Raw genomic sequence first — 25,872 nt, 5'->3', positions numbered from 1 at the left:
GACACGGGGGGTTCACGCTCGCGTCCGGAATGACGGTTCCGCGACCTTGGCCGGGCGGGTGCCTCGGCGTCCGGTCCCGGCGGACGAGTTCCAGCTCCCGCCTGGCCGGCCTGACCGACGTTTCCGCGTGCCTGACCGGGCAGCCGACTTGGCGTCCCCTCCGGGGTGGGCGGTCGTGTGCGCCTGGCTGAGTGGGCGATTTCGTGCCCCGATCACATGGCGGTCATACGCAGGCCGTCGGGTGGAAGTCGCTCCGTCGCCTTCCGGCCATCCGGCGTTGACACCCTGACCGAGTGTTGGCCATGGCTTTTCCCGTCGATCTCCGCCGCTGCCAGGCTCTGGGCCTGGCCGGTACCGCCGTTCTCGCGCTGGGCGGTGAGACGGCCGGCGCCCTGCCGGCCCGGGAACTGCCCGCCCCGGCCTCGGCGCAGGCCGCCCTCGGCCTGGTCGGGGTGTACTTCGGCGTCGTGCTGCTGATAGCGGCCTGGGCGCTGCTCGGGCGTCTCGTCCGCAGCGCCGATCCGCCGACCCCGCGCGCCCTGCTGCTGGTGCTCGCGGTGTGGGCGGCCCCGCTGCTGATCGCGCCGCCGCTGTTCAGCCGGGACGTCTACAGCTACCTGGCCCAGGGGGCCATGGTGGACGCCCACATCGACGTCTACGCGCACGGGCCCGCGCAGTTGGGCGGCCCGCTCGCGGACGAGGTCGCCCCGCTGTGGCAGCACACCGCGGCCCCCTACGGCCCGGTCTTCCTCGGCGTCGCCTCCGCGCTGTCCGGCCTCACCCGGGGCGAACTCCCCGCCGGGCTCATCGGCATGCGGCTGGTCGCGCTGGTCGGCGTGGCCCTGATGGCGGCCGCGCTGCCCCGCCTCGCCCGCCACAGCGGTGCCGATCCGGCCGCCGCCCTGTGGCTGGGCGTGCTCAACCCGCTCGTGCTGCTGCACCTGGTCGCGGGTGCCCACAACGACGCGATGATGCTCGGACTGCTGGGCCTCGGCCTGGTCGCGGCGCTCGGCGGGCGGTCGGTCCTCGGCGCCGTACTCATCACCCTCGCGGCGCTGGTGAAGGCGCCCGCGGCGCTCGGACTGGCCGCGGTGCTCGTGCTCCAGATCCGCGCGGGCCACCGCCCCGCCCGCGCCGTCCTGACGACGACGGTCGCCGTCGGCGCCACCACGGTTGCCGCGACGGCCCTGGCGGGCACGGGATACGGCTGGACCGGCGCCCTGGACACCCCGGTCTCGCCGCACAACTGGGCGCTGAGCAGCCTGCTCGGCAAGGCCACCGGCGCCCTGCTCCAGCGGTTCGGCAGCGACCTCGCGCCGCTGGCGATGCCCGCCTGGCACGTGCTCGGCCTCGCGGTGACCGCGGTCGTCGTCCTCGTCATATGGTGGCGGCTGCGCCCGCACCCCGTGTACGCGCTCGGTCTGAGCCTCGCCGCGGTGGCCGCCTTCGGCCCGGCGATACGTCCCTGGTACGCCCTGTGGGGTCTGTTCCTCATAGCGGCCGCCGCGCCCAGCACCTCGGTACGGCACCGGGTGGCCGCCGTCACGGCGGTGCTCGCCCTCGCCGTGCTGCCCAGCGGCGGCCCGGCCGACGTCGGACAACTGGTGCTCGCGGTCTCCGGCGGCGCCCTCGCCATGGTCGTCCTGTGGCAGGCGCACCAGGCCGCCCAGGCACCGGCCCTCGGGCGGACGGCATGAGAGCGCCCCGCACGGACGCCGCCCGGCTCCTCCTCGTCCTGGCCCTCGCCACCGCCGTGACCGTGTTCACCGCGACGGTCCCGCTCCTGCGCGACTGGTTCGACCTGCGCGTCTACTACGGCGCCGTCGACACCTGGGTGCACCACGGCGGCAGGCTCTACGACTACCAGGTGCCCGGTACGACGTACGGCTTCACCTACCCGCCGTTCGCGGCCGTCGCGATGCTGCCGATGGCCCTGCTCGGCCTGCACACCGCCATCGCCGTCGCGTTGGTACTGAACCTGCTGGCGCTGGCGGCGGTGCTGCGCATGCTCACCGGCCGCGCGTGGCGCCGCCACGGCTGGTACGGCTGTGCCCTCGCCCTCTGCGCACTGGCGCTGTTCGAACCCCTGCGGGACACCTTCAGCTTCGGCCAGGTGAACGTGCTCCTGCTGGCCCTCGTCCTCACCGACGGATGGCTGCTTTCCACCGGGCGCGGCCGCTGGGCCGGGGTGGGCATCGGTCTCGCGGCGGCCATCAAGCTGACGCCCGCGCTCTTCATCGGTCTGCTGCTGGTGGCCCGCCGCTGGCGCGCCGCGGCGGTGGCGACGGCGGTGGCGGTCGCGGCGACGGCGCTGGCCGCCTGGGTGGCGCCGGGCCCCTCGCGCTTCTACTGGACCGAGGCGATGTGGGACACCACCCGGGTGGGCCGTCTCGACTATGTCTCGAACCAGTCGCTGCAAGGCATTCTCGCCCGTGCGGGCGTCCTGGACCGGGCGGCCTGGGCGACGGTGGTCCTGCTCGTCCTGGGTGTGTGGGTGTTCCGGGCGCGGCGGGCCGTGGCGGCAGGCGACTGGCAGGCGGCCTTCGCGCTCACCGGACTGACGGCCTGTCTGGTCAGTCCGATCACCTGGGTGCATCACCTGGTGTGGCTGCTGCCGTCCTTCGTCCTGCTCGTCCGCAGAGGGCACCCGCGGGTGGCGGGTGCCCTCTACGCGGTGCTGTGCACCAGCGTGGTGTGGCTCTGGTTCGACGACTCCTCCGGCGTGGACGGCTTCCTCGGCGGCAGCACCTACGCATGGATCACGCTGGGCCTGCTGCTGTGGCTGCCCCTCGGTCAGTCGCCGGGTGTGCGGGTGCCCTTGGACCGCAGTGCCAGTGCCACCGCCCCCGCGCCGAGACCGGCGGCCGCCGAGATCGCCCAGGTCTCCGGCCAGCCGGGTCCGCCGTCGGGGGCGACGGCCGCCGCGACCGGCAGTGCGACGGGACCGGCCTGCGGTGTGACCCGGAGCGCGTCCAGCGACCCCACGGGATCGACCCGGCCGGCCGCCGCGAACCCCCAGTCGAGCAGCTCGCGCGCCTCCTCGTACACGGTGAAGCCGCCGTCCGCCTGAGGGTTCATCACCGTGACGACCAGCGTGCGTCCGCCCTTCTCGGCCGCGGCGACGAGGGTGTTGCCGGCGTTGCTGGTGTAGCCGTTCTTGACACCGATCAGCCCCGGATACGGGGCTACGTCGTCCTCGCCGGTGAGCAGCCGGTTGGTGTTCTGGATCCCGTACGACCAGCCGTCGCCCTCCGGGAAGGTGGCCTCGACCGTGCTGCAGTACCGCGCGAACTCGGCGTTGCGCAGCCCTGCCCGGCCGAAGACGGCCAGGTCGAACGCGGACGACACCTGGCCCGGTGCGTCGTAGCCGTCGGGTGAGCGGACGTGGGTGTCGCGGGCGCCGAGGGCGCGGGCCTTGTCCTGCATGAGGGAGGACGTGGCGTCCCAGCCCCCGCTGAGCGCGGCCAGTACGTGCACGGCGTCGTTGCCGGAGTTGAGGAACACCCCGTGCCACAGGTCGGAGACCCGGTAGGTGTGCCCCGCGTCGACCCCGACGAGGCTGCTGCCGGGTCCGATGCCCTCCAGTTCCCGCGCCTTGACGGTGTGCTGGATGCCCGCGGGCAGGAGCGGCAGCACCGTCAGCGCGAACAGGGTCTTCAGGGTGCTGGCGGGCGGTAGTTTGCGGTGCGCGTCGTGCGCGGCGAGCACGGCACCGCTCTTGGCGTCGGCCACCACCCAGGACAGCGCGGAGACGTCCGGGACCTCGGGCGCCCCGGCGCGGGGCCGGACCTGGGTGCCGGACCCCTTGAGCGGATCGGGCCGCACCGCCGCCGCCGGCGCCCGCCCCGCCGCACCGGGGTTCGCCGCGGCCTCGGCGGCCGCCGCGACGGGCGTGAGGGCGAGGACGCCCGCCACACAGAGCGCGCAGGTCGACAGGACCGTCCGAGAGGGGAATCCGATTGTCATACCGCAAACGTAGGAACGGACTGTCCCGGTGGCGCGCTGCCAGGGCCGAACGCGACACGCGAGCACCCGGATGCCGCACGCCGGGCCCGGTCTGGCCGCCTCGCGCCGCCGCGTCAGCCGGTGGGCAGCGTCGGCTGGATCCGCCGCAGGAACGTGGCGTTGTCGGGGGTCGCGCGCAGCCGTTCCAGGAGGGTCTCCAGGTTCGTGTGGCCGTCGCGGGACAGCAGGGCGCGGCGCAGGCCCCGGACGACCGTCAACTCGGCCGGGGACAGGAGGAGTTCCTCGCGACGGGTGCCGGACGGGGTGATGTCGACGGCCGGGAACACCCGGCGCGAGGCCAGTTCGCGGTCCAGGCGGAGCTCCATGTTGCCGGTGCTCTTGAGCTCCTCGAAGAACAGGTCGTCGGCGCGCGAGCCGGTCTCGACCAGGGCGGTGGCGAGGATGGTGAGCGAGCCGCCCTCCTCGGCCAGGCGGGCGGCGCCGAAGAGCCGCTTCGGGCCGTGCAGCGCGGCCGCGTCGACACCGCCGCTGAGGGTGCGGCCACCGGCGGAGGCGGCGTTGTTGTGCGCCCGGCACAGGCGGGTCAGGGAGTCGAGGAGCACGACGACGTCCTCGCCGGCCTCGACGAGTCGCTTGGCCCGCTCGATGACGAGTTCGGCGAGCGCGATGTGCTGCCGGGGCGTCCGGTCGAAGGTCGAGGCGTACACCTCGCCGCGCACGGAGCGCCGCATGTCGGTGACCTCCTCGGGGCGCTCGTCGAGCAGCACCACCATCAGGCGGCACTCCGGATGGTTTCCGGCGACCGCGGCGGCGATCTGCTGGATCAGTACGGTCTTGCCGGTCTTGGGCGGCGCCACGATGAGCCCGCGCTGACCCTTGCCGACGGGGGTGATCAGGTCGGCGACCCGGCCGGCGAGCCCGGACGCGGGGTGTTCGAGGCGGAGCCGCTCGCGAGGGTGCAGCGGGGTGAGGTCGCCGAAGGCCCGGCGGCGGCGCAGCTCGTCGGGGGTGCGGCCGTCGACGCGCTCGACCGAGGCCAGTGCGCGCCGGTCGCCGCGTACGCCTTCGACGAGGTCGCCCTTGCGCAGGCCGTGACGGCGGATCAGCGCGGGGGAGACCTGGGGGTCGTCGGACGTGGGCAGGCAGTTCGCGGCCCGCAGGTACCCCTTCCCGCCGGCGTCGATGTCGAGGACACCGGAGACGGTCGGGGCGGCGGGGTCCTGCTGCCGCAGGGGAGGGTGTTCGAGTGTGGTGGTCATGAGGGGCGGTCCTTTCGAGGACGGCAGGCATGGGACATGCGGAAGGAAGGGGAGGGACCGCGGGGGAGAGGCGGGCATGCGCGTCTCCGGGCGGCGGGAACAGCACCTCGGGCAGGGCGGGAACGCCTGTGACCGCGGAAAACGGTTCGCACGCGAGGTGTTGCGGGAAGCTGTCGCGCCGACCGGGACACGGTGGGCGAATCAGCGAGGTGAGGAGGAACAGCACCGGCGCCTACAACAGGGCGTACACAAGTGCTGCATGCACTGTACCACCTGATGGGCGGTCGCGGCAGTGACGTACGGCTCATCGGGGCCTGCCACCGCCGAGGTTCCGCCGCTGCGGGGCGCGTCGGCGGTCGCCGGTCGGACCGGACCGGTCCTGGTCGGGGCCGGTCCCGGGCGCCCTGCGGGAGGTTCATGGGGGCGGCCCGTGCGGGCGGCGGACTCGCCGATGGCGAGGTCCGCCCTGGCGTGGACATGGAGCGGCGCGGCCGGATCGCCGGGTTCGGGCTCCCGCCGGACGGGATCGACACCGAGGGGTCGCCGCTCCGCCGCGCCCCGACGGTCAGCAACGCGGCCACCCCGCCTCAGGGCCTTCGCCGAGGTGCTGCGTGTCCTGCCGTGAACGGGCAGAATCGATCGCCGTACGGCGTCGAACCCACCCCCTGCGACCAGGAGTCGTCCGTGGACCACCGGCCTGTCACGCCCCATCGCATGGACCCTTCCGGCGGCTGCCCGCACGCCGGCAACGCCCGGCTGCTCGCGCGAGGTGCCGTCGCCCCGGTCGTTCTGCCGGGGGAGATCGAGGGGATGGCCGTCCTCGGCCACGAGGCGCTCAGGGAGTTCCTGGCACACCCTGAAGTCGCCAAGAACGCGAGCCACTTCACGGCGCTGCGCGAGGGGCGGGTCGGCGCGGGCTGGCCGCTGCTGACCTTCGCGACCGTGCAGGGCATGACCACCGCCGACGGCGACGACCACCGGCGCCTGCGGTCCCTGGTCAGCCGGGCCTTCACCACCCGGCGCGTCGAGGAACTCCGCCCTTGGGTCGAGGAGTTGACCGAGACGCTGCTCGACGATCTCGACCGGGCCGCCGTCGCGGACGCGGAGGGGGTCGCCGACCTGCGCCGGTACTTCGCGCTGCCGCTGCCGATGGGCGTGATCGGCGAACTGTTCGGCGTCGGCGCCGAGTACCGCGACCGGCTGCACCACCTGTCGAACCAGGTGGTGGCGACCGACATCGGCCCCGAGCAGGCCGTCGCCGCCAACCGTGAACTCGTCGCCGTCCTGGCCGAGATCGCCGCCGCCAAGGCCGAGCGGCCCGGCGACGACCTGACCAGCGCGCTGATCGCGGCCCGGGACGAGGACGGTGACCGGCTCAGCCCGGCCGAGCTGATCGGCACCCTGGTACTGATGATCATCGCCGGGCACGAGACCACGCTCAACCTCATCACCAACGCCGTACGCGCCCTGTGCGGCCACCGTGAACAGCTCGCCCGCGTGCGGGAGGGGACGGCGGACTGGGCCGACGTCGTCGAGGAGACGCTGCGCTGGGACGCGCCCGTCAGCTACTTCCCGTTCCGCTACCCGGTGCGGGACCTGACACTCGACGGCACCGTCATCCCCCGGGGCACGCCGGTCCTGGCCGGCTACTCCGCCGCGGGACGCGATCCGGCCACCCACGGGCCCGACGCCGACCGCTTCGACGTCACCAGGCCCCGCCGGGCCGGTGCCGTGCGCAGTCTCTCGCTCGGCCACGGCGCCCACTACTGTCTGGGCGCCCCGCTGGCCCGACTGGAGGCGACCACGGCGCTGGAGCGGCTGTTCACCCGTTTCCCGGACCTCGACCTCGCCGTGCCGGAGGCCGCACTCGCGCGCGACGCCAGCTTCGTGGGCAACAGCGTCCGCGTCCTGCCGGTCCGCCCGCGGCCCTGAGCCGGACACCGGCTCCCGCGTCGACGGAAGTCGACAGAAGTCGATGGGACTCGACGGGAGTTGGTGGGAGTCGATGAGCGTGGACGGGAGGGGACGGGAAACGCCGAGCGGGGGCCGGGGGATCACACCCCCCGGCCCCCGCTCGCGTCCTGGCGTCAGGCGTTCGGGTCGAACGGGATGCCCGACGGCATGGAGTGGGACAGGGCGTACGCGAAGTCCCCGTCCTTGATCTTGATGGTGGCGCTGCCGAAGTTCGCGCTCAGCAACTTGTCGCGGAAACCGGCCGGGTAGCCGTCCCAGCCGACGAGGCGCGGGTAGAACCAGCCGCCGGTCGCGTTCTCCGGCGGGTCGTCGTTGGTGTTGGCGAAGCGGAAGCAGTGCGTCGAGACGCCGTCCTTGTGGTAGACGATCTTCGGGTGGGTGCCGTCGAAACGCACGGCCGAGCGGGCGGCCACCTGGTAGCCGCTGTGCTGCGACACCGACACGTACTGGACCTCGTTGTTGTTGATCCACACCACGACGTGCTCCCAGTCGTGGGTGTGCCCGATCGCGGCCGGCCCGAGGGTGGCCTGGTCCTTCTCGAAGTAGCTGGCGTACACCACCGCGCACCAGCCGTTGTTGCACTTCTCCCGCGAGTAGGTGTTGGCGTTGGCCAGCTGGGCGTAGTCGTGACAGTGCCCGTTGACGTCACCGCCGAGCTTCAGGCCGGGGTTGATGGTGCCGTCGGCGCCGATGGCCGCCGTGGCGTAGCAGCCGTCGCCGTCGTAGTCGTAGGCCGGGGAGAAGCTCTGCTCCAGGCCGTCGGCGTTCTGCGGCAGCAGTTGGAGCACGCTCGCGTGGGCGCTCGTCGGGACCGCGACGACGAGCGTCAGCGCGCCGAGGACCCCGAGCAGGCCCTTGGTGAGAGACCTCAGGTTGTGCATCACGTCTCCTTGCGGGACCGCCCGCGTCAGCAGTAGAGGTTGGCGCCGGGGCTGACCCCGAGGATCTGGGTGAAGCGCTGGTAGGCGTCGACGCGGCTCTGGACCTGGGCGGGGTTCCTGCCGTCGCATTCGAGGGAGCCGTTGATGGAGCGGATGGTCTGGCCGAAGCCGGCGCCGTTGACCATGGCGTTGTGCGGGGTCATGGTGCCGGGGCCGGACTGGGTGTTCCAGTACCACAGGCCGGTCTTCCAGGCGACGGAGGAGTTGTTCTCCACCTGCCAGGGGTTGTTCAGCAGGTCGATGCCCAGAGCGTCGCCCGCGGCCTTGTAGTTGAAGTTCCAGGACAGCTGGATCGGGCCGCGGCCGTAGTAGGCGGCCTGGCCGGCCGGGCAGCCGTAGGATTGGCTCCAGTCGCAGTAATGCGGGTAGTTGGCGGTGTTCTGCTCGACGACGTGGACCAGTCCGCCGGTCTCGTGGTTGACGTTGGCCAGGAAGGCGGCCGCCTCCTGCTTCTTGACCGTGTCGGAGCCGGTCTTGGCGAAGCCCGGGTAGGCCGACAGCGCGGCGGTCAGCCCGCTGTAGGTGTAGAAGCCGTTGCGGCCCGGGAACATCTGGTTGAACTGCGCCTCGCTCACCACGAAGCCCGAGGGATTGCCGCCGCCACCGCTCGCGGGCGCGTTCCACTTCTGGTTCGCGCCGCCCGAGCACGTCCAGATCTGCAGCCGGGTGCTGTTGGCGCTGTTGTTGTCCCGCACGTCGAGGCACTTGTTCGCGGCCGGGTTCACTATGTCGCGGGCCGCGGTGACCACCCACTGCTGGTTGGCGCTGCCGGCGCAGTCCCACAGCTGGACCGCGGCCCCGTCGGCGGTGCTCCGGTCGACGACGTCGAGACACTTGCCGAGCGCGCGCAGGGTGCCGTCGCCCGGGTTGGACCAGATCTGGGCGCCGGTGCCGTTGCAGTCGTAGAGCTGTACGGCGGTCCCGTTGGCGTTGCTCGCGCCCGCCACGTCGACGCACTTTCCGGCCAGGCCGCTGATCTGGCCGTCCGCCGCGCGCGCGGGCGTGACGGTCAGCAGCGCGGTCAGCAGGGCGGCGAGTGCGGCGGCGAAGGCCAGACGGTCGAGGGCGAGGCGTCTGCGGCGGAACGGGCTGAAGCGAAGGGTGGACATCATGGACGTCACTCCTTGGCGGTGAGGTGGGGGGTGAGGGTGGGTCCAAGGGCACCTGAGCGCAGCCGAGATGCCAACTGGTCCAGACCATGGCAGGTGCGGAGGGGTGCGTCAACTCTTAAGGAAAGAAGTGAAGTTGACGGTTGGCTATCGTTACGACATGCGGCGAACATCCTTTTCGAACTGGCCGTGCTCCATCGCCAGGACCATGGACCTGCTCGGTGACGCCTGGACGCCCCTGGTGCTGCGCGAGGCCTTCTACGGGATCCGTCGCTTCGACGAGTTCCAGCAGGAACTGGGCATCGCGCGCAACACGCTCGCCGACCGGCTGCGCCTGCTGGTCGCCGAGGGCATGCTGGACAAGCGGCCCTATCAGGAGCAACCCCGGCGCTACGACTACGTGCTGACGGAGAAGGGGCGGGACTTCTTCGGTGTGCTCGCCGTGATGTCCCGGTGGGGCGACCGGTGGCTCGCGGGGGAGGAGGGCGCTCCGGTCGTCCTTCGGCACCGGAGCTGCGGGCACGACACCGAGGCCGAGGTGGTCTGCGCCGCCTGCCGGGAGCCGCTGCGGGCCGAGGACACCTCGATGCGGATGGGCCCGGGCTATCCGGAGCGTCTGAGGCACCGGCCGGAGATCCGGCGCCGATTCGACACGCCCGGCCACGCCGATGCCGCGAGCTCCCTTGACGAGTGAGTCCAATGACGCAACTCTGAAGGCCAGACCCCTTGATGAGGAGGCCGACCGGCGTGAAGTGGACGGGCGCGCGCTACACGGACACACCCACCGTCGAGGTGCGGACCTGGATCGACGCACCACCCGAGCGGGTGTGGGAGCTCGTCTCCGACGTCGGGCTGATGCCGAGCATGAGCGACGAACTCCAGTCGATCGAGTGGCTCGACGGCGCCACCCGGCCGGCCGTCGGGGCCCGCTTCCTCGGCCGCAGCAGGCACGAGTCCTTCGGCGAGTGGTCGACCACCTCGTACGTCATCGAGTGCGAGCCCGGCCGCGTCCTCGCCTGGGCCGTACAGGACCCCGCCGACCCGTCGGCGGTCTGGCGTTTCCGGCTGCACGCGGGCGAGGGCGGCACCGAACTGTCGCAGTGGATGCAGATGGGTCCCGGCCGCTCCGGACTGTCCGTCGCCATCGACCACATGCCGGAGAAGGAACAGAAGATCGTGTTCGTGCGGCTGCGCGAGTTCGAGCAGAACATGACCGCCACCCTGAACCACATCAAGAAGCGGGCGGAGGACGACTGATGCGCACCGCGACCACCGTCGAGGCCTCGGGCGGCACACCCTGGTCCGAGCGGACCGACTTCGTCGTCGAGGCCGAGAAGCTCGGTCTCGACGTCTGCTGGGTCGCGGAGGCCTGGGGCTCCGACGCGCCCTCCGCCCTCGGCTACTACGCGGCCCGCACCGACCGGATGCTGCTGGGCTCCGGCGTCATCCAGATCGGCACCCGCACCCCGGTGGCCGTCGCGCAGACCGCGATCACCCTGTCGAACCTCTCCGGCGGGCGCTTCCTGCTGGGACTCGGCGCGTCCGGCCCGCAGGTGATCGAGGGCCTGCACGGCGTCCCGTTCGCCAAGCCGCTGGCCCGGATGCGGGAGACCGTGGAGATCGTGCGGCGCGTGCTCGACGGCGGCAAACTCTCCTACTCGGGCACGGAGTTCCACATCCCGCTGCCCGGCGGCGACGCGGTCCCGATGCGCCTCTCGGCGCGGGCCGAACACCCCGTCCCCGTCTACCTCGCCGCCCTGTCACCGGCCATGCTGCGGCTCACCGGAGAGGTCGCCGACGGCTGGCTCGGCACCAGCTTCGTGCCCGAGGGCGCGGCCGGGGCCTACTTCGCCCCGCTCGACGAGGGACTCGCCCGACGCGGGCGCGCCCGGGCCGACCTCGACGTCTGCCAGGGCGCCGAGGTCGCGTTCGCCCCCGACGAGGACGCGCTCGGCGCGATGGTGGCCGACCGCAAGAAGGAACTCGCCTTCAGCCTGGGCGGCATGGGCTCGTCGTCGACCAACTTCTACAACCGGGCCTACAGCCGCCAGGGCTGGGCGGAGGTGGCCGCCGAGGTGCGCGAGCGCTGGCAGTCGGGCGACCGGGACGGCGCGGCCGGTCTGGTCACCGACGAGATGGTGCTGGGCACGACGCTGATCGGCACCGAGGCCATGGTCCGCCGACGGCTGCGGGTGTGGCGGGACGCCGGCGTGGACACCGTACGGCTGTACCCGGCGGGCCGGACGCTGGACGCCCGGCTCGCCACGCTGGGCCGGGCGATCGAGCTCGTCCGGGAGGTCGACGCCGAGGCGTGACGACCCGGCCCCGGGCGCCCGGCGTCTCCGGGAAACTTTCTTCCGGCGTGGTGTCGATCCGTGCCGCCGGCGTTCGTCGGTGGGGTGGAGGAACCAAGTGACGACCGGAGGACCCATGAAGTACATGCTGCTCGTCTGTGGCGACGACACCGCCGACGCCTCGGGCATGGCGCCCGTCGAACCCTGGGTGGAGGACCTCGGCGACCGCGGCGTACGACTGCACGGGCACCGCCTCGCGCCGCCCGCCGAAGCCGTCACCGTACGGATGCGCGGCGGCGAGGTGCTGCGCACCGACGGACCGTTCGCGGAGACGAAGGAGTACGTCGCCGGCTACGACATCCTGGAGTGCGCGAGTCTGGAGGAGGCGGTCGAGGCCGCCGCGAGGCATCCGGTGGCCGCCCTCGGCGCCATGGAGGTGCGCCCCTTCTGGCCGATGGCGGGCGAGGAGGAGGCCGAGACGCGGATCCGCCGCCTCGACTCCGAACTGACCGAGGCCGCACGCGACCGGGACGTCGACCGGGCACTGGCCTGCTACGCGCCCGACACGTCGGTCGTCCTGCCGGACAGCGGCCCGGAACCGCTCGACAGGGAAGCCCTCCGCAAGGCCCAGCAGGGCGCCTACGCCGACCTCCTCGGCCCGGTGCGCCGTGAGGTGCTCTCCTTCCGCCTCCGCGTCGACGAGAGCGTCGCCTTCGCCCACGCCCTGGTCCGGATCGACGCCGACCGCGCCGACGGCACCGCGCGGACCCTGACCCTGCACGTGAGCACCGGCTACCGCGCCGTCGCGGACCGCTGGCTGATCGCCCACGAGCACGTCTCGGCCGCCGGGGACGGCCTGTCGTGAGGTACGCGCTCCTCGTCTGCGCGCCGGCCGACGGCGAGCGAAGCCGCCCCCGCCGGATGCCCGGCGGGATCTGGCTGCGCCCGCCCGCCGACGCCACCACCGTGCGCGCCGACGACGGCGAGATCCTGCTCGCCGACGGACCGTTCACCGACTCCGCCGCCTACGTGGCGGGGCTCGACCTCGTCGAGGCGGCCGACCTCGACGAGGCCGTCGCCCTCGCCGCCCGGCACTGCGCGGCGCTGGGCGGCGGCATGGTGGAGGTGCGGCCGGTGTGGGAGTGACGCGGCACGAGGTCGAGGAGGCGGTGGCCGCCGTCTTCCGCGAGGAGTGGGGCCAGATCGTGGCCGGTCTCATCCGGCTGACCGGCGACTGGGACCTCGCCGAGGAGTGCGCCCAGGACGCCTTCGCCCGGGCACTCGACGGATGGCGGCGCGACGGCGTGCCGCGCCGCCCGGGCGCCTGGCTGACCACCACCGCCCGCAACCGCGCCCTCGACGTACTGCGGCGGGAGGCGGTCGGGGCGCGCAGACTCGAGGAGGCGGCCGTGCTCGCGCGGACCGAGGACCCGGACGGCCCCGACGACGACAGCGGAGTGCACGACGACCGGCTGCGGCTGATCTTCACCTGCTGCCACCCCGCCCTGCCGGCCGAGGCCCGGGTGGCCCTGACCCTGCGGACGCTCGCGGGCCTCAGTACGACCGAGATCGCCCGCGCCTTCCTCGTCCCGGAGGCGACGATGGCGCAGCGCCTGGTCCGCGCCAAGCGCAAGATCCGGCACGCCGGCATCCCCTACCGGGTACCGCCCGCGCATCTGCTGCCCGAGCGCACGACCGGCGTCCTCGCCGTGCTCTACCTGCTCTTCAACGAGGGGTACGCGGCGACGGCCGGCGCCGACCTGGTCCGTACGGACCTGTGCGCGGAGGCGATACGGCTGGCCCGGCTGCTCGCCCGCCTCATGCCCGACGAGCCCGAGGTGCTCGGCCTGCTCGCGCTCCTGCTCCTGCACGACGCGCGCCGCGGCACCCGCGTCGACCCGGCCGGCGACCTGGTCACGCTGGAGGACCAGGACCGCTCGCGCTGGGACCGGGCCGCCGTCGAGGAGGGCGCCGGCCTCCTGGAGGGCGCGCTGCGCCGCGGCCGGCCCGGCCCGTACCAGATCCAGGCGGCCATCGCGGCCTGTCACACCACCGCGGCCACGGCGGCCGAGACCGACTGGGCCGACATCGCGGGCCTCTACGGCGAACTCCACCGCCTGGTGCCCTCGGCCGTGGTCCGGCTCAACCGCGCGGTCGCCGTGGGCATGGCCGAGGGCCCGGAGCGGGGCCTTGAACTGGTGGCCGAACTGGAGCGGGAGGGCGATCTCGCCGGCTACCACCTGCTCCCGGCCACCCGCGCCGACCTGCTGCGCCGCGCGGGGCGGACCGCGCGGGCCGCCGAGGCGTACGAGGACGCGCTGGACCTGGTGGAGAACGCGGCGGAACGCCGCTTCCTGGAACGTCGGCTCGCCGCCTGCCGGCCGGGTCCGAGGAGCGCTCCGCCGGACCGGCCCCGGACCCCGCGCACCGGGCCCGAGGCGGTCGGCGAGCGCCGCCGCCCCGCCGACTCGCCGGTCCGAGAGCCGGGGAAGCCCGCCGACCCGCCGGACTCAGAGCCGGGGAAACCCGTAGGCCCGCCGGGCTGAGAGCCGGGCGAAGAGGCCTGCTCAGACGGAGCGCGCCTCCGCCTCCTTCGCGATCTGTTCGAAGCGTGCGCCCATGGCCGCCGCCAGGGCCTGGGCGCCGGACAGCGGGCGGACCATGACCGTCAGTTCGTCGATCAGGCCGTCGTCGCCGACGTGGATGAAGTCGCAGCCGGTGAGCTCACGGTCGCCCACCCGCGCGGCGAAGACCAGCGCGTGGTCGCGGCCGTCGGCCCCGGTGAGTTCGCGTTCGTAGCGGAAGTCCTCGAAGACCTGGCTGACCGCGCGCAGGATCGCCGCGGTGATCGCCTTGCCCGGGTACGGCTTGAACACGGCAGGGCTGGTGAAGACCACGTCCTCGGCCAGCAACGCCTCCACGGCGTCGAGATCGCCCGCCTCGACGGCCTCACGGAACGCGCGCATCGGATCACCTCATAGTCAATTAGTTGAGTAGTGGTGACCAGGGTAGTCACCCGCGGCCGAGCGTGTCCATGAACCGGTTCCTCTAGGCTGGCCCTGATGTTCAGCCCCGAAGGTCCCACCCTGCGCGAACTCGCCGTCCAGGCGCTGTCCTCCGTCGAACACGGCTACGACCTGCTCGCGCCCAAGTTCGACCACACCCCCTTCCGCACCCCGGACTCCGTCCTCGACGCGATGGCCGCCGCGCTGGAGGCGGACGGGCCCGTCGACGACGGACTGGACCTGTGCTGCGGCACGGGCGCCGGGACGGACGTCCTGGTCCGCGTGTGCCGCGGGAGCGTCACCGGCGTCGACTTCAGCGCGGGCATGCTCGCCGAGGCCCGCAGGCGTACGGCGGACCCCGGGGTGCGGGTCTCCTGGGTGCGGGCCGACGCCCGCGCCCTGCCGTTCGGCCCCTCCTTCGACCTCGTGGTGAGTCTCGGGGCCTTCGGCCACTTCCTGCCCCGGGAGCTGCCGGGCCTGTTCGCCCAGGTCCACTCCGTGCTGCGGCCCGGCGGCCGCTTCGTGTTCCCGGTGGTCGCGCCGCCCCGCCCGTCGTCCCCGGCGTTCTGGACGCTGTGGGGGTTCGACGCGGGTATGCGGGTGCGCAACGCCGTGTGGCGCCCGCCGTTCGTCATGTACTACCGCGCCTTCCGGCTCGGCGACGCGTTGCGGGAGTTGGAGCGGGCCGGGATGCGGGTGGGCCTGCGGGCGCTGCCCGAGTTCGGGCGGCGGCGCGACGGAAGCCCGCGCGCGCGGCTGGTCACGGCCGAGCGGCCGCATCCGGGGCCCCGCCCCTGAGCCGAGGGCGCGGCGTAGTGGCGTACCGCGCCACCCCGCCGCCCCCGCGGAGTGGCGTGGTGCGCCGCCCGGTCGGCCGTCAGCCGGCCGCGGGCAGGGTGAACTCGTAGACCAGTGCGTCCTGCCGGGCGTCCACGACCAGGTCGGTGATCTCCAGGGGGCGGGCGTACTGGTCATGGACGCGCCGTGTCACCCGCATCGAGGGTGCCCCCTCCAGCCGGGTGATGGAGTCCCGGTGGTGCAGGGTCAGCCCCGCCCTGCGCATCCAGTCGTAGGCCCGGCGCAGTTGGGCCGCCGCGGTGCCGTCGGCGCGGTCGCGGTAGCGGGCGAGCTCCTCGACCTCGGACAGCGCCACGGCGGAGAACGACGTCACCGCCGTGCGCCGCCCGCCTCCGTCGGCTCCGGCCGACTCGTAGCGGTGGACGAGGGTCGGCCGGTGCGGGGCGAGGCCCAGCGCCTCGGCGTGCTCCGGCGAGGGCGGCTCCCAGGTGACGCTGGCCCGGTCCACGGCGCCGGGGTCCGCGGCCCGGGCGCCGACCGGGAAGGCGAGCGAGGCCGGGTCCTCCAGGGTTTGGCCCGGCAGGGTGGCGTGGCTGCCGCGCCGGTCGGTGGCGACCAGGCCGTCGTGCCGCAGCACCTCCAGCGCCTGCCTGACGGTCTCCCGGCTGACCCCGAAGTGCTCGGCGAGCCGCCGCTCGCCCGGCAGCCGTTCGCCGGGCGGGACGGTCCCGTCGCGCAGCTCGCCCAGCAGTTCCGTGGCGATGCGCCAGTAGAGGGGCCGGTCCTCGGTCCGCGCGGGGTCATGGTTGAGGGGGTGTCCGGGGCCGTGGTCGAGGTCGTGGCCGGTTTCGTGGTCGTGGCCGTGGTCGTGGGGGGTGGTGCGGGCCATGCCGCGCCTCCTGTCGGTGACAAGACGTAGCCGTGCGGGCTCGGTGCGCGACCAGATCTAGCATTGGTCTAAACCACCAGGGAAGGTGGGCCCGCGAGTTCGGCCGAAACCGGCCCGCACGGATCGCCCGTCACACCACGCTGTACACGGCGTCGAGCAGCGCCATTTTCCGCGGGTCGTCGGCGATATGAGGCCCCATCCGGTTCATCACATAACCGAGCGACAGCCCGGCCTCCGGGTCGGCCAGACCACAGGAACCGCCGAAGCCGTCGTGTCCGAAAGCCCTCGGGTTGGGTCCGTACGATCCGTTCGGGCCGCTGAGCCACAGCCCCAGCCCGATCTCCGTCTCGTGGGCGAAACCGGCCCCCAGGACCAGATCGCGGCAACTGCCCTGCCCTTCGCGCACCCGCTCGGCGGCCTCGGGGGAGAGGACCCGTCGCCCGGTGCGGGAGTCCTGGCCGGCCAGGATCCCGTACAGCGCGGCCACGGCGCGGGCCGTGCCGTGGCCGTTCGCGGCGGGGATCTCGGCGGCCCGCCACGCGGGTGTGTTGGCCTCGGCCGCCCCCGCCACCGGGTTGGTCAGCGCGGCGAGTGCCGCGGGCGCCAACTGGGCGAAGATCGCCGCCTGTTCGCTGCTCGCGGCAGCCGGCGGGTGCACCAGCTCGGCCGCCCGTCCGGCCTCCTTCTCGGGCAGTCCGACGGTGAAGTCGATCCCGAGCGGCCCGGTCACCTCCCGCTCCAGGAACGCGCCCGGCAGCAGGCCCGAGACCCGCCGGACCACCTCGCCGACCAGGAAGCCGTACGTCAGCGCGTGATACCCGGATTGCGTCCCCGGCTCCCACCACGGCTCGGTTGCCGCGAGCCGACGGGTCGTCAGCTCCCAGTCGTAGAGGTCGTCGAGCGTGTGCGGCTCCCGCAGGCCGGACAGGCCCGCGCGGTGCGACAGCAGGTGCCGTACGAGAACCCTCTCCTTGCCCGCGGCCGCGAACTCCGGCCAGTACGTGGCCACCGGCGCGTCGGGGTCCAGCAGCCCGCGGTCGGCGAGGATGTGCGCGCACAGCGCCACCGGGCCCTTCGACGTCGACCACACGTTGACCAGCGTGTCCCGTTCCCACGACCGGGTGCGCGCCGCGTCGGCCCAGCCGCCCCACAGATCGGCCACGGTCACGCCGTCGACCGTGACGGTCACCGCGGCGCCGAGTTCGCCCCGCTCCCGGAAGTTCTCCTCGAACGCCGTGCGCACCGGCGCGAACCGCGCGTCGCAGTGGCCGTGGACCTGTGGCTCGTGCTGCTCGGGCATACGTCCTCCGTCGTCCGCCGGAACCCCGGGCCGCGACGCGGCGATCCGGGCCCCCAGAACGTACCGACTGGTCGGACTGGAGGGAAGAGTGGCGGAAAGACCGCACGGCGGCCAGAGGGTCGACTCGCCCGAAGGCCGGTGCGGGTGCGGCCCGCCCAGGAACGGGGGACTCCCTTCGTCCGGCGCGTCCCAGCCGGTTCAGGCGTACGACCGCAGCCAGCGCAGCTCGGTCGCCTCCTGGTACGGGCCGCCGCCCTCGTGGTCGTTGAAGTCGTACACCTCGATCACCTTGTCGTCGGGCGCCCAGGCGTTGAAGGCCGCGAAGACCGTCGAGGGCGGGCAGGTCTGGTCCTCCAAGGCCGCCGAGAAGAGCGCGGGGGCCCGGCCGCGGGCCGCGAAGTGCACACCGTCGAAGTAGGAGAGGGTGCGCAGGGCGTCCGCGGCACGACCGCGGTGCGTCTTGAGGAAGAGCCCGATCTCCCGGTAGGGGTGACGGTCCGTCAGGGTCGCGGCGCGCGGGTAGTCGCACAGGAACGGCACATCAGGGGCTACGGCGACCAGATCCGGGACCAGGCCGCCCACGGCGATGGTGATGCCGCCGCCCTGGCTCGCGCCGAGCGCCACCGTCCGGGACGCGTCGGTGAGCGGATGCGACCGGGCGGCCTCGACGGCCCGGACGGCGTCGGTGAACACCCGCCGGTAGTAGTAGTTCTCCGGCGCGTCGATGCCCCGGGTCATGAACCCGGGGTAGGCGGGCGCACCGCCCACCGGGTCGGCGGTGCCGCCACCGCCGCCCCAGGCGCTGCCCTGGCCGCGGGTGTCCATGACGAAGTGGGCGCGGCCCGTCGACGCCCACAGCAGGTGCTCGTGCGGCAGTCCGCGCCCGCCGCCGTACCCGACGAACTCGACCACCAGCGGCAGCGGTTCCCCGGCCCCGGCGGGCAACGTCAGCCAGCCCTTCACCGGATGGCCTCCGAACCCGGCGAACGTCACGTCGTACACCCGCACCGTGGCCAGGCCCGTGTCGACCGGCTCGAAGCGGGCGTCCAGGTCGTGTCCGCGTGCCTCCTGGAGCGTCTTCGACCAGAACGCGTCGAAGTCCTCCGGTTCGGCGGACTCGCTGCGGTACTCACGGAGCTCGTCGAGGGGAAGGTCGAACAGGGCCATCGAGGACCGCCTTCGGTGCGAACGGAGCGTGCGGACGATCACACCGTACGTGTCGCGGCGAAACGCGCGCCAGGGCGCTGTGAAACGGTTCAATCGCGGGTGCCGCAGAGGTCACGTGCGATGCCGGCGCGTCCACTCCGGCTCGGTCCGGGCCCAGTCCCGCTCCCACTCGGCCAGCCGGTGCCGCAGGGCCACCCGGCGGACCGCCCCCTGCCCGAGGAGCACCAGGGCGACGGCCGCGGCCGTGCCGCAGGCCCCCGCGCAGAACGTGTGCTGCCAGACCGCCGTCCGGGTCGACGGCGCGGCGACGCTCCTGCCCCGCGGGTCCAGCCACACGTCGACCAGGTCACCGCGGTGCGCCCCGGCCGGCACACGTGCCGTGGCCGTCCGCACCCGGCCGTCCGGCTCCGACCAGCGCACGGCGACGCGATACGTGTGCGGAGTGGTCGCCGCCTCCATGTACGGCTGCGTGTCGGGTGTCCGGCCGGTTATCTCGGCGCGCACCCGATGGCGTTCCGCCCGCTCGGCCGCGGCGAGCGCCCGCGCCTCGCCGTGCGCCCACCAGCCGGCGAACGCCCCGCCGAGGGGCGCGCCCACCAGCAGCAGGACGGTGACGAGCAGCGCCGTCCACACCTCGATGACGTCCGACCTGCGCCGCAGCGCACTGCGCCGCAGGCGCCGAAGCCGTGTCCGGGTCCGCATGTCGACCGACCTCCTCCCCGTCACCGGAGCCGAGGGGCCGGAGGGAGCGGTACCGGAGGCCCGGTGTGTCACTCCCCCCGCGCCACGCGCGAGAGCCACATCAGTTTCGTACCCCTTTCGGGCGATATCGATCGCGGGCCGCGCCCCTCGCGGCGGACGGGCCGTTCGCGGACCGTGTGCGCGCGGGGGCGGGCGCCGCGAGGGGCGCGCGAGCCCCGGCGGGCTCCAGCGGGTCGCGCGCCCGCGCTGGCGGCCCGCGCCCCATCCCGCGTACGCGCACGTCAGGCGCGCCCCGGCGGTGTTCCGCCCGCGACGATCGTGAGGGCCCCGGAGGCGCGCCGCCCGCGACCGTGAGGGCCTCCGGCGGTGTTCCGCCCGCGATCGTGACGGCGGTATGAACTCTCCCGCGCCCGGGAATAGCCGACCGGCGATCTCCCTTGCACGAGGCGTGCCGTCCACCGGATCGATCCGCACGAGGGGTGGCACGGCGACAGTGAAGGAGAGTGGGAGCAGATGCCGAAGGCGTACGTCTTCACCCGGTACGGAGGCCCGGAGACGCAGGAGCCGGCCGAGGTGGACCGGCCCCGCCCCGGCCCCGGCCAGATCCTCGTCGCGGTCCGCGCGGCGGGCGTGAACCCCGTCGACTGGAAGCAGCGCACGGGCTTCCGGCGGCCCGGTGAGAGCGCGGAGCGGGAGTTCCCCGTCGTCCTGGGCAACGAGGTCTCCGGAGTCGTCGAGGAGACCGGAGAAGGCGTGACCGGCTTCTCCGTCGGTGACGAGGTCTTCGGCAACACGGCAGCCGGCGGTTACGCCGAGTACGCGCTGCTGCCCGCCGCGGTCACCGCGCACAAGCCGGCCGGCCTGTCGCACACCGACGCCGCCACCCTGCCGGTGGCCGCCGCGACCGCCTACGACGGGGTCCGCCAGCTCGGGCTGCCCGCCGGCGCGACCCTCCTGGTCACCGGAGCGGGTGGCGGAGTCGGCTCGGCCGTCGTGCAGATCGCCCGCGCCCTCGGGCTGCGCGTCGTCGGGGTCGCGGGCGCGGCCAAGAAGGACTTCGTCGAGTCCATCGGCGCCGTCCACGTGTCCTCGGGACCGGACTGGGCCGAGCGGGCCCGCGCGGCCGCCCCGGACGGCTTCGACGGCGTCTACGACCTCGTCGGCGGCCAGGTGCTCGCCGACGCGGCGACCCTGCTGACCGACCGCACCTCACTGACCGACCGCACCCGGCTGATCACCGCCGGGGCGCCGGAGCAGGAGGTCGTGCGCCTGGGCGGCGCCCGCGTCGAGCGGGCGCGCACCGCGGCCGTCCTGGCGGCGGTGGCGGACCTCGTGGTCGACGGCTCCCTCGACCCGCACGTCACCCTGACGTTCCCGCTGGAGCGGGCCGGAGAGGCGCTGCGTACCGTCGAGGAGGGCCACGCCCGCGGCAAGGTCGTGATCGAGGTCGCCGTATGAGCACTCCCCAGGACACCCCCCTGACCATCCCCGAGCCGAGGCAGCGGCACGTCCTCGACAACCCGGCCCTCGCCTCCCTCACCGGCCCGCACGCCCGGTTCGCCGAGCGGCGCGGCCGGGTGCTGCGCTATCCCGTCGACGTCTCGCCCTGGCAGGCCCTGCCCGACGAGCCGGACGCCGACGACTGGGCGGACCTCGCCGCACTCGCCGGCCCCGGGGCCGAGGTCCCGCTGCTCGGCTTCCGCGGGCAGGTCCCGCCCGACTGGGAGATCACCTTCCACGTGGCCGGCGTCCAGCTGGTGGACGAGGGCATGAGCACCGCGCCGGACCCGGAGGCGGTCCGCCTCGGCACGGCCGACGTGCCCGAGATGCTCGACCTGGTCGCCCGCACCCAGCCCGGCCCCTTCCAGACCCGTACCGTCGAACTCGGTACCTATCTCGGCATCCGGCGCGACGGCGTCCTCGTCGCCATGGCGGGGGAGCGGCTGCACCCGCCCGGCTGGACCGAGATCAGCGCGGTCTGCACCGACCCGTCGGTCCGCGGCCAGGGCCTGGCGACCCGGCTGATCCGCGCCGTCGGCCATGGCATCCGCACCCGCGGCGAGACCCCGTTCCTGCACACCGGAGCCGGCAACACGGGCGCCATCCGGCTGTACGAGTCCCTGGGCTTCCGGCTGCGGCTCAGAACGGCCTTCATGGCGGCGCGAGCGCCGGAGCGGCTGACGGAGGGGCGGGCGGTGGCGGTGTCGTAGCGGGCGGTCGTGTCGGTCGGCGGCCCCGGGCGACGCGCGGGGTCGCGCCCGCGCCGCGTCCTTCGCCCGCGCCGGGACACGGGGGTGCGGTCAGCCGTCCGTGGCGGCGGGTGAGCGTCTGCGACCAGGTGCGACCGGCTACGACCAGGACGACGCGGGAGTCCGGTCACAGCGGCCTACCGGTCACAGCGACCGCGGAACCCGGACGCGAGGGTCGTCCGGGTCGCGGCGGCGCTCGATCGGACCGGCCCGCTCCGGCGCGACGACCCGACGGCTGACGGTCTTGTCGAGGCCGTGAGACGCGGCCAGGTCGCACCCCGGACCCTCGCTCGTCCCGCCCGCGCCGCTCGGCCGCACGGAGGAGCGGGACGGCTGCCGGGCCACCTGGGGCGCGCCAGCCGACCCACGGTCCGAAGAGACCGTGCGGACCTGGCCGTTGGGGTAGGGTGGCGATCCGGCTGTGGACGACCCCGGCCTGGTGAGAACGAGGAGGTGAGACCCATTACCGCTGGTCAGATCGGGTGCTCTCACCTCGTCGCGACGGCGCGGTCCACCGACTGCGGCTGACCGCGAGAGCGCCCTTCGGCTTCCGAAAGGCTCTCGGCTCCATGCCCTCACCCACTCCCTCGTTGTCCGTCTCCCGTTCCCCGGTGGTCACCGCGCTGCGCGCCGCCGGGTGCGTCTTCGCCGAGGACGAGGCGGAGTTGCTCCTCGCCACCGCCCGCACGCCGGACGAGCTCACCGCCATGGTGGACCGCCGCGTCGCGGGCCTGCCCCTCGAACACGTCCTCGGCTGGGCCGGGTTCCACGGGCTGCGCATCGCCGTGGAACCCGGGGTGTTCGTGCCCCGCCGCCGTACCGAGTTCCTCGTCACCCAGGCCCTCGTCCGGGTTCCGCGGGCCGCCGTCGTCGTGGACCTGTGCTGCGGCTCCGGTGCGGTCGGCGCGGCGCTGGCCGGCGCACTGGGCCCGGTGGAACTGCACGCGGCCGACATCGACCCGGTCGCCGTGCGCTGCGCCCGCCGCAACATCGATGGGCACGTCCATGCGGGCGACCTCTTCGAGGCGCTGCCGGACAGCCTGCGGGGCCGTGTGGACGTCCTCGCCGCCAACGTGCCGTACGTCCCCACCGACGAGGTCCCCCTGCTGCCGGCCGAGGCGCGCGACCACGAACCGTTGGCCGCCCTCGACGGTGGCGCCGACGGCCTCGACCTGCTGCGCCGCGTCGCCGCCGAGGCGCCCGACTGGCTCGCCCCCGGCGGCTGTCTGTTCGTGGAGACGAGCGAGCGCCAGGCTCCGGCGGCCGTCGAGGCCTTCACCCGCGCCGGTCTGACCGCCTCCCTGGCGGAGTCCGAGGAGCTGCACGCGCACGTGGTGATCGGGGTCAAGGGCGGGTAGGTGGGAGGCCCCGCGACGCGCGCCCCGGCAACCGGTCGGCGTCAGGCCACCGTGCTGACCAGGAGGGCTTCTCGTGCTTCTCGGGCGCGGCCGACCCGGAGCCCGAGTCGTCGCCGCGGAGGGTGGCGTCCGAGCCGAGGGTCCGGGCGGCGCGGAACGGGAGCACCCGCCGGGCGGCCTCCGTACGGGGGCTCCGACGGCGCTCCGCCCGGAGGCGGACGGCGGGTGAGCACCGCTGCCAGGGCCATCGCCTCGGCGCTGGGCGGCACCGTCGCCTACGCGGCGGCCTCGGGTGGCCCACCGGCGAGGTCCCGGCCGCGGCCTCGTCCGCGCCGCCCTCGCCCGGTAGTCCCGGCGGCCGGCCCGGCTTCGGCGGGCTCGCTCCGGACCGTGCGGCGGGGCGGCGCACGGGGAGACGACCGTCAAGGACCGCGACACCGACCGGGAGGTCGTACGGGTCCGGCAGCCGTGCACGCGGCCGGGACGGTGGAGGGCGACCGGGTTACCGTCCGGAGCGAGGACGGCACCTCGTGGACGCCGGCTGAGGACCCTTTCCGCCGGTTCCGTCCACGGCGTGCCGGGTTCCCGCTCTCCTCACACGGTGGTCGGCGAGGGCTCCTGGCGGGCCCGTGCGACGAGGATCGCCACGTCGTCGTGGTTGTCGGGGTGGTGCAGGGTGCGCAGCAGGTGGTCGCAGAGGTTCTCCAACGGGCGCGAGGCGTCGTCGAGGAGGGTGAGCAGCGTGTCGAGGCGTTCGTCGATCGAGTGCCGGCGCGTCTCCACGAGCCCGTCGGTGTACAGGACGAGCTGGTCCCCGGGGTCGAAGCCGACGGTGACGGTCGTGAACTCGACGCCGCCCACGCCCAGCGGTACGCCCGTCGGCAGGTCGAGCAGCTCGGCCGGGTGTCCGGGGCGCAGTCTGGCCGGGGGCAGGTGTCCCGCGTTGGCGATCAGGCACTGCCGCCGCCGGGGGTCGTGGACGGCGTAGACACAGGTCGCGATGGAGTGGTCGAGTTCCGCGGTGATCCGGTCCAGATGTTGCAGGAGCACCGCAGGGTCGAGGTCGAGCGCGGCCAGGGTGTTGGTCGCGGTGCGCAGCCGGCCCATGGTGGCGGCGGCGCTGATGCCGCTGCCCATCACATCGCCCACCACGAGCGCCGTCTTGTCGTCGCCCAGCGGGATGACGTCGAACCAGTCGCCGCCGACCTCGGTGGTGGCGCCCGCGGGCTGGTAGCGGGAGGCGACCTCGAGGCCGCCGGTGACGGACGGATGACTGGGCAGCAGGCTGCGCTGGAGCGTGAGCGCGGTGTCGCGGGCGTTCTGGTACCAGCGGGCGTTGTCGATCTGCACGGCCGCCCGGGAGGCCAGCTCCCGGGCGAGCAACAGGTCGTCCTCGTCGAAGGGCAGCGGATTGCGGAAGCGTTTGAGGTCGAGGGCGCCGAGCACCTGGCCCCGCGCGATCAGCGGCACGGCCAGATACGAGTGGACACCCGCCCGGGCCAGCACCTCCGTCATCTCGGGGGAGCGGGCGATCCTGGCCAGGTCCTCGTCCTTGACCTGCGCCACCATGACCGGATCGCCGGTACGCACGCACTGCGTGATGAGCCGGTCGGGTCCGTAGCGGGTCACCCGGCCGGTCGGGTCGGCGGCCCGAAGGACCTCGGGGGCGTCGTCGGCCCGTACGGCCAGTGCCCGGATGACGGCGGCCTCGGCGGGGCCCAGGCCGCTGTCGCGGCCCTCCATCACCGTCTCCAGCAGATCCACGGCCGCGATGTCGGCGAGCTCGGGCACCGCCACGTCGGCCAGTTCGCAGGCCGTGCGCTCCAGTTCCAGCGTGGTGCCGATCCGGGCCGAGGCGTCGGCGATGACGGCCAGCCGCCGCCGGGCGGCCTCCGCCTCGATCTGCGCCTGGTACTGCTCGGTGATGTCGACCGTCGAGGCGGCCACCCCCAGCACGGTGCCGCGGGCGTCCTCCAGCCGGTACAGGGAGACCGCCCAGGTGCGGTCCGTGTCCGGATCGGCCGGGGTGCGGCCCACGATGTGCCGGTCGATGACCGGCAGACCGGTGCTCAGCACCTGCCGTGCCTCCGCCACCAGGACGTCGGCGTCCTGAAGGGGCAGCACCTCGTGCACCGACCGCCCGAGGTGCTCCTTGGCGGGGATGCCGTCGATCCGCTCCAGGGCCGGGTTGACCGACACGAACCGCAGGTCGGTGTCGAGGACGGCCAGCCCGGTCGGGGACTGCTCCACCATCCGGGACGACAGTGCCACGTCACGTTCCAGCCGGCGCACGGTCGACTGGTCGGTCGCCAGTCCCAGGGCGAAGACGTCGCCCCGCTCGTCCAGCAGCCGCATGTTGCGGAACTCCACCAGCCGGGTGCTGCCGTCCTTGCGGCGGATCGGGAACGCCCCGGCCCAGCCCTCACCGGTGGCCATGACGTCGGCGAACAGTTTGACGACCAGGTCGACGTGTTCCTCGTGCACCATGATGTGGGCCGCGAACCGGCCCAGCGCCTCGTGCGCCGGATAGCCGAACAGCTCCTCGGCCTGCGGGCTCCACAGCGCGATGCGCCCCTCGGTGTCCAGCACCACCGAGGCCACGTTGAGCACGTCGAGCAGCCCGCTCGGCTGCTCCGGCCCACCTACCGGTTCGCCGTCCTGGTCCACCGGTGATCCGGCTGCACTCATCCCACGCACCGCCTCCGACCGTTCACGCGGCACGCCGTCGCCCATGCCGACTCCCCTTGTTCTATCGCGCTCAACCCTTCTCGTACGCCACCCGCGCCCTCCTGCACCATCCCTCGACACGGATACCTCGGGGGGTGTCCGGCCGCGCACGGTGCGTCGCCGAACGGACAGCG

The 25,872-nt window shown here is 73.9% G+C and carries 22 protein-coding genes and 1 pseudogene; 13 read left to right on the top strand and 10 right to left on the bottom strand.

The genetic code is table 11. The features are described 5' to 3' along the window. Positions 1-302 precede the first annotated feature (302 nt). Together mptB and ACWCQK_RS14945 are read left to right on the top strand one after the other, a co-directional pair. Positions 303-1,697, top strand: coding sequence for a polyprenol phosphomannose-dependent alpha 1,6 mannosyltransferase MptB (gene mptB / locus ACWCQK_RS14950; protein WP_451155531.1), 1,395 nt, complete (start codon positions 303-305; stop codon positions 1,695-1,697). Next, positions 1,694-3,070, top strand: coding sequence for a glycosyltransferase 87 family protein (locus tag ACWCQK_RS14945; RefSeq protein WP_451155530.1), 1,377 nt, complete (start codon positions 1,694-1,696; stop codon positions 3,068-3,070). Before mptB ends, ACWCQK_RS14945 begins: the two co-directional genes overlap by 4 nt. Positions 3,071-3,081: 11 nt before the next feature. On the opposite strand, the pseudogene ACWCQK_RS14940 reads toward ACWCQK_RS14945, so the two are convergent. Both ACWCQK_RS14940 and rho read right to left on the bottom strand, forming a co-directional pair. Then, positions 3,082-3,966, bottom strand: a pseudogene (locus ACWCQK_RS14940) (D-alanyl-D-alanine carboxypeptidase family protein); the annotation flags it as partial. A 113-nt stretch (positions 3,967-4,079) separates the two neighbouring features. Further along, on the bottom strand, positions 4,080-5,225 hold the full coding sequence (rho, locus tag ACWCQK_RS14935) for a transcription termination factor Rho (RefSeq protein ID WP_451155529.1): 1,146 nt from the start codon (positions 5,223-5,225) through the stop codon (positions 4,080-4,082). A 714-nt stretch (positions 5,226-5,939) separates the two neighbouring features. Between rho and ACWCQK_RS14930 the strand changes: the two genes are divergently transcribed. Beyond that, positions 5,940-7,157 carry a cytochrome P450 family protein gene (locus ACWCQK_RS14930; RefSeq protein WP_451155528.1) on the top strand — a complete coding sequence of 406 codons (1,218 nt, stop codon included), beginning with the start codon at positions 5,940-5,942 and terminating at the stop codon, positions 7,155-7,157. A gap of 155 nt (positions 7,158-7,312) precedes the next feature. Here ACWCQK_RS14930 and ACWCQK_RS14925 read toward each other — a convergent pair whose 3' ends face one another. Then, positions 7,313-8,080 (bottom strand): NPP1 family protein, encoded by a 768-nt coding sequence (locus tag ACWCQK_RS14925; protein ID WP_451155527.1) that lies wholly within the window; start codon positions 8,078-8,080, stop codon positions 7,313-7,315. A 26-nt stretch (positions 8,081-8,106) separates the two neighbouring features. Continuing rightward, positions 8,107-9,249, bottom strand: coding sequence for a glycoside hydrolase family 19 protein (locus ACWCQK_RS14920; RefSeq protein WP_451155704.1), 1,143 nt, complete (start codon positions 9,247-9,249; stop codon positions 8,107-8,109). Between the two features lie 160 nt (positions 9,250-9,409). Between ACWCQK_RS14920 and ACWCQK_RS14915 the strand changes: the two genes are divergently transcribed. From ACWCQK_RS14915 to ACWCQK_RS14890, 6 genes are all read left to right on the top strand, one after another. Next, positions 9,410-9,943 carry a winged helix-turn-helix transcriptional regulator gene (locus ACWCQK_RS14915; RefSeq protein ID WP_451155526.1) on the top strand — a complete coding sequence of 178 codons (534 nt, stop codon included), beginning with the start codon at positions 9,410-9,412 and terminating at the stop codon, positions 9,941-9,943. Positions 9,944-9,996: 53 nt separating this feature from the next. Continuing rightward, a complete protein-coding gene (locus ACWCQK_RS14910; protein WP_451155525.1) occupies positions 9,997-10,506 on the top strand; it encodes an SRPBCC family protein in 510 nt (169 codons plus the stop codon). After that, complete coding sequence (locus ACWCQK_RS14905) at positions 10,506-11,564, top strand: LLM class flavin-dependent oxidoreductase (protein ID WP_451155524.1); 1,059 nt, start codon at positions 10,506-10,508, stop codon at positions 11,562-11,564. The genes ACWCQK_RS14910 and ACWCQK_RS14905 overlap by 1 nt, the downstream gene beginning before the upstream one ends. 97 nt (positions 11,565-11,661) lie before the next feature. Further along, positions 11,662-12,408 (top strand): YciI family protein, encoded by a 747-nt coding sequence (locus ACWCQK_RS14900; RefSeq protein WP_451155523.1) that lies wholly within the window; start codon positions 11,662-11,664, stop codon positions 12,406-12,408. After that, on the top strand, positions 12,405-12,689 hold the full coding sequence (locus tag ACWCQK_RS14895; protein WP_451155522.1) for a YciI family protein: 285 nt from the start codon (positions 12,405-12,407) through the stop codon (positions 12,687-12,689). Before ACWCQK_RS14900 ends, ACWCQK_RS14895 begins: the two co-directional genes overlap by 4 nt. After that, positions 12,686-14,089, top strand: a complete 1,404-nt coding sequence (locus ACWCQK_RS14890; protein ID WP_451155703.1) for an RNA polymerase sigma factor — start codon at positions 12,686-12,688, stop codon at positions 14,087-14,089. The genes ACWCQK_RS14895 and ACWCQK_RS14890 overlap by 4 nt, the downstream gene beginning before the upstream one ends. A 21-nt stretch (positions 14,090-14,110) precedes the next feature. On the opposite strand, the gene ACWCQK_RS14885 is transcribed toward ACWCQK_RS14890, so the two are convergent. Next, the gene (locus ACWCQK_RS14885) at positions 14,111-14,509 is read right to left on the bottom strand and encodes a nuclear transport factor 2 family protein (RefSeq protein WP_451155521.1); all 399 of its coding nucleotides are present in this window, start codon (positions 14,507-14,509) and stop codon (positions 14,111-14,113) included. 96 nt (positions 14,510-14,605) lie between these two features. Between ACWCQK_RS14885 and ACWCQK_RS14880 the strand changes: the two genes are divergently transcribed. Then, positions 14,606-15,346 (top strand): class I SAM-dependent methyltransferase, encoded by a 741-nt coding sequence (locus ACWCQK_RS14880; protein WP_451155520.1) that lies wholly within the window; start codon positions 14,606-14,608, stop codon positions 15,344-15,346. Between the two features lie 79 nt (positions 15,347-15,425). On the opposite strand, the gene ACWCQK_RS14875 is transcribed toward ACWCQK_RS14880, so the two are convergent. The 4 genes from ACWCQK_RS14875 to ACWCQK_RS14860 all read right to left on the bottom strand — a co-directional run bounded on the left by ACWCQK_RS14875 (position 15,426) and on the right by ACWCQK_RS14860 (position 19,404). Then, positions 15,426-16,235 carry a GntR family transcriptional regulator gene (locus tag ACWCQK_RS14875; protein ID WP_451155519.1) on the bottom strand — a complete coding sequence of 270 codons (810 nt, stop codon included), beginning with the start codon at positions 16,233-16,235 and terminating at the stop codon, positions 15,426-15,428. A gap of 130 nt (positions 16,236-16,365) precedes the next feature. Next, positions 16,366-17,535, bottom strand: coding sequence for a serine hydrolase domain-containing protein (locus tag ACWCQK_RS14870; RefSeq protein ID WP_451155518.1), 1,170 nt, complete (start codon positions 17,533-17,535; stop codon positions 16,366-16,368). A 198-nt stretch (positions 17,536-17,733) separates the two neighbouring features. After that, positions 17,734-18,702 (bottom strand): acetylxylan esterase, encoded by a 969-nt coding sequence (locus ACWCQK_RS14865; protein WP_451155517.1) that lies wholly within the window; start codon positions 18,700-18,702, stop codon positions 17,734-17,736. 111 nt (positions 18,703-18,813) lie between these two features. After that, positions 18,814-19,404 carry an Rv1733c family protein gene (locus ACWCQK_RS14860; RefSeq protein WP_451155516.1) on the bottom strand — a complete coding sequence of 197 codons (591 nt, stop codon included), beginning with the start codon at positions 19,402-19,404 and terminating at the stop codon, positions 18,814-18,816. A 513-nt stretch (positions 19,405-19,917) separates the two neighbouring features. Between ACWCQK_RS14860 and ACWCQK_RS14855 the strand changes: the two genes are divergently transcribed. The 3 genes from ACWCQK_RS14855 to ACWCQK_RS14845 all read left to right on the top strand — a co-directional run bounded on the left by ACWCQK_RS14855 (position 19,918) and on the right by ACWCQK_RS14845 (position 23,011). Further along, positions 19,918-20,862 carry a quinone oxidoreductase family protein gene (locus ACWCQK_RS14855; RefSeq protein ID WP_451155515.1) on the top strand — a complete coding sequence of 315 codons (945 nt, stop codon included), beginning with the start codon at positions 19,918-19,920 and terminating at the stop codon, positions 20,860-20,862. Beyond that, complete coding sequence (locus ACWCQK_RS14850; RefSeq protein WP_451155514.1) at positions 20,859-21,614, top strand: GNAT family N-acetyltransferase; 756 nt, start codon at positions 20,859-20,861, stop codon at positions 21,612-21,614. The genes ACWCQK_RS14855 and ACWCQK_RS14850 overlap by 4 nt, the downstream gene beginning before the upstream one ends. Before the next feature lie 608 nt (positions 21,615-22,222). Beyond that, complete coding sequence (locus tag ACWCQK_RS14845) at positions 22,223-23,011, top strand: putative protein N(5)-glutamine methyltransferase (protein WP_451155513.1); 789 nt, start codon at positions 22,223-22,225, stop codon at positions 23,009-23,011. A 594-nt stretch (positions 23,012-23,605) separates the two neighbouring features. Here the strand turns inward: ACWCQK_RS14845 and ACWCQK_RS14840 are convergent. Further along, entirely contained in the window at positions 23,606-25,699 is a 2,094-nt protein-coding gene (locus ACWCQK_RS14840) for a SpoIIE family protein phosphatase (protein ID WP_451155512.1), read from the bottom strand. Positions 25,700-25,872: the final 173 nt, after the last annotated feature.

It is taken from the genome of Streptomyces sp. NPDC002306, from assembly GCF_053593435.1.
This window is presented reverse-complemented; position numbering and strand designations above follow the sequence as displayed.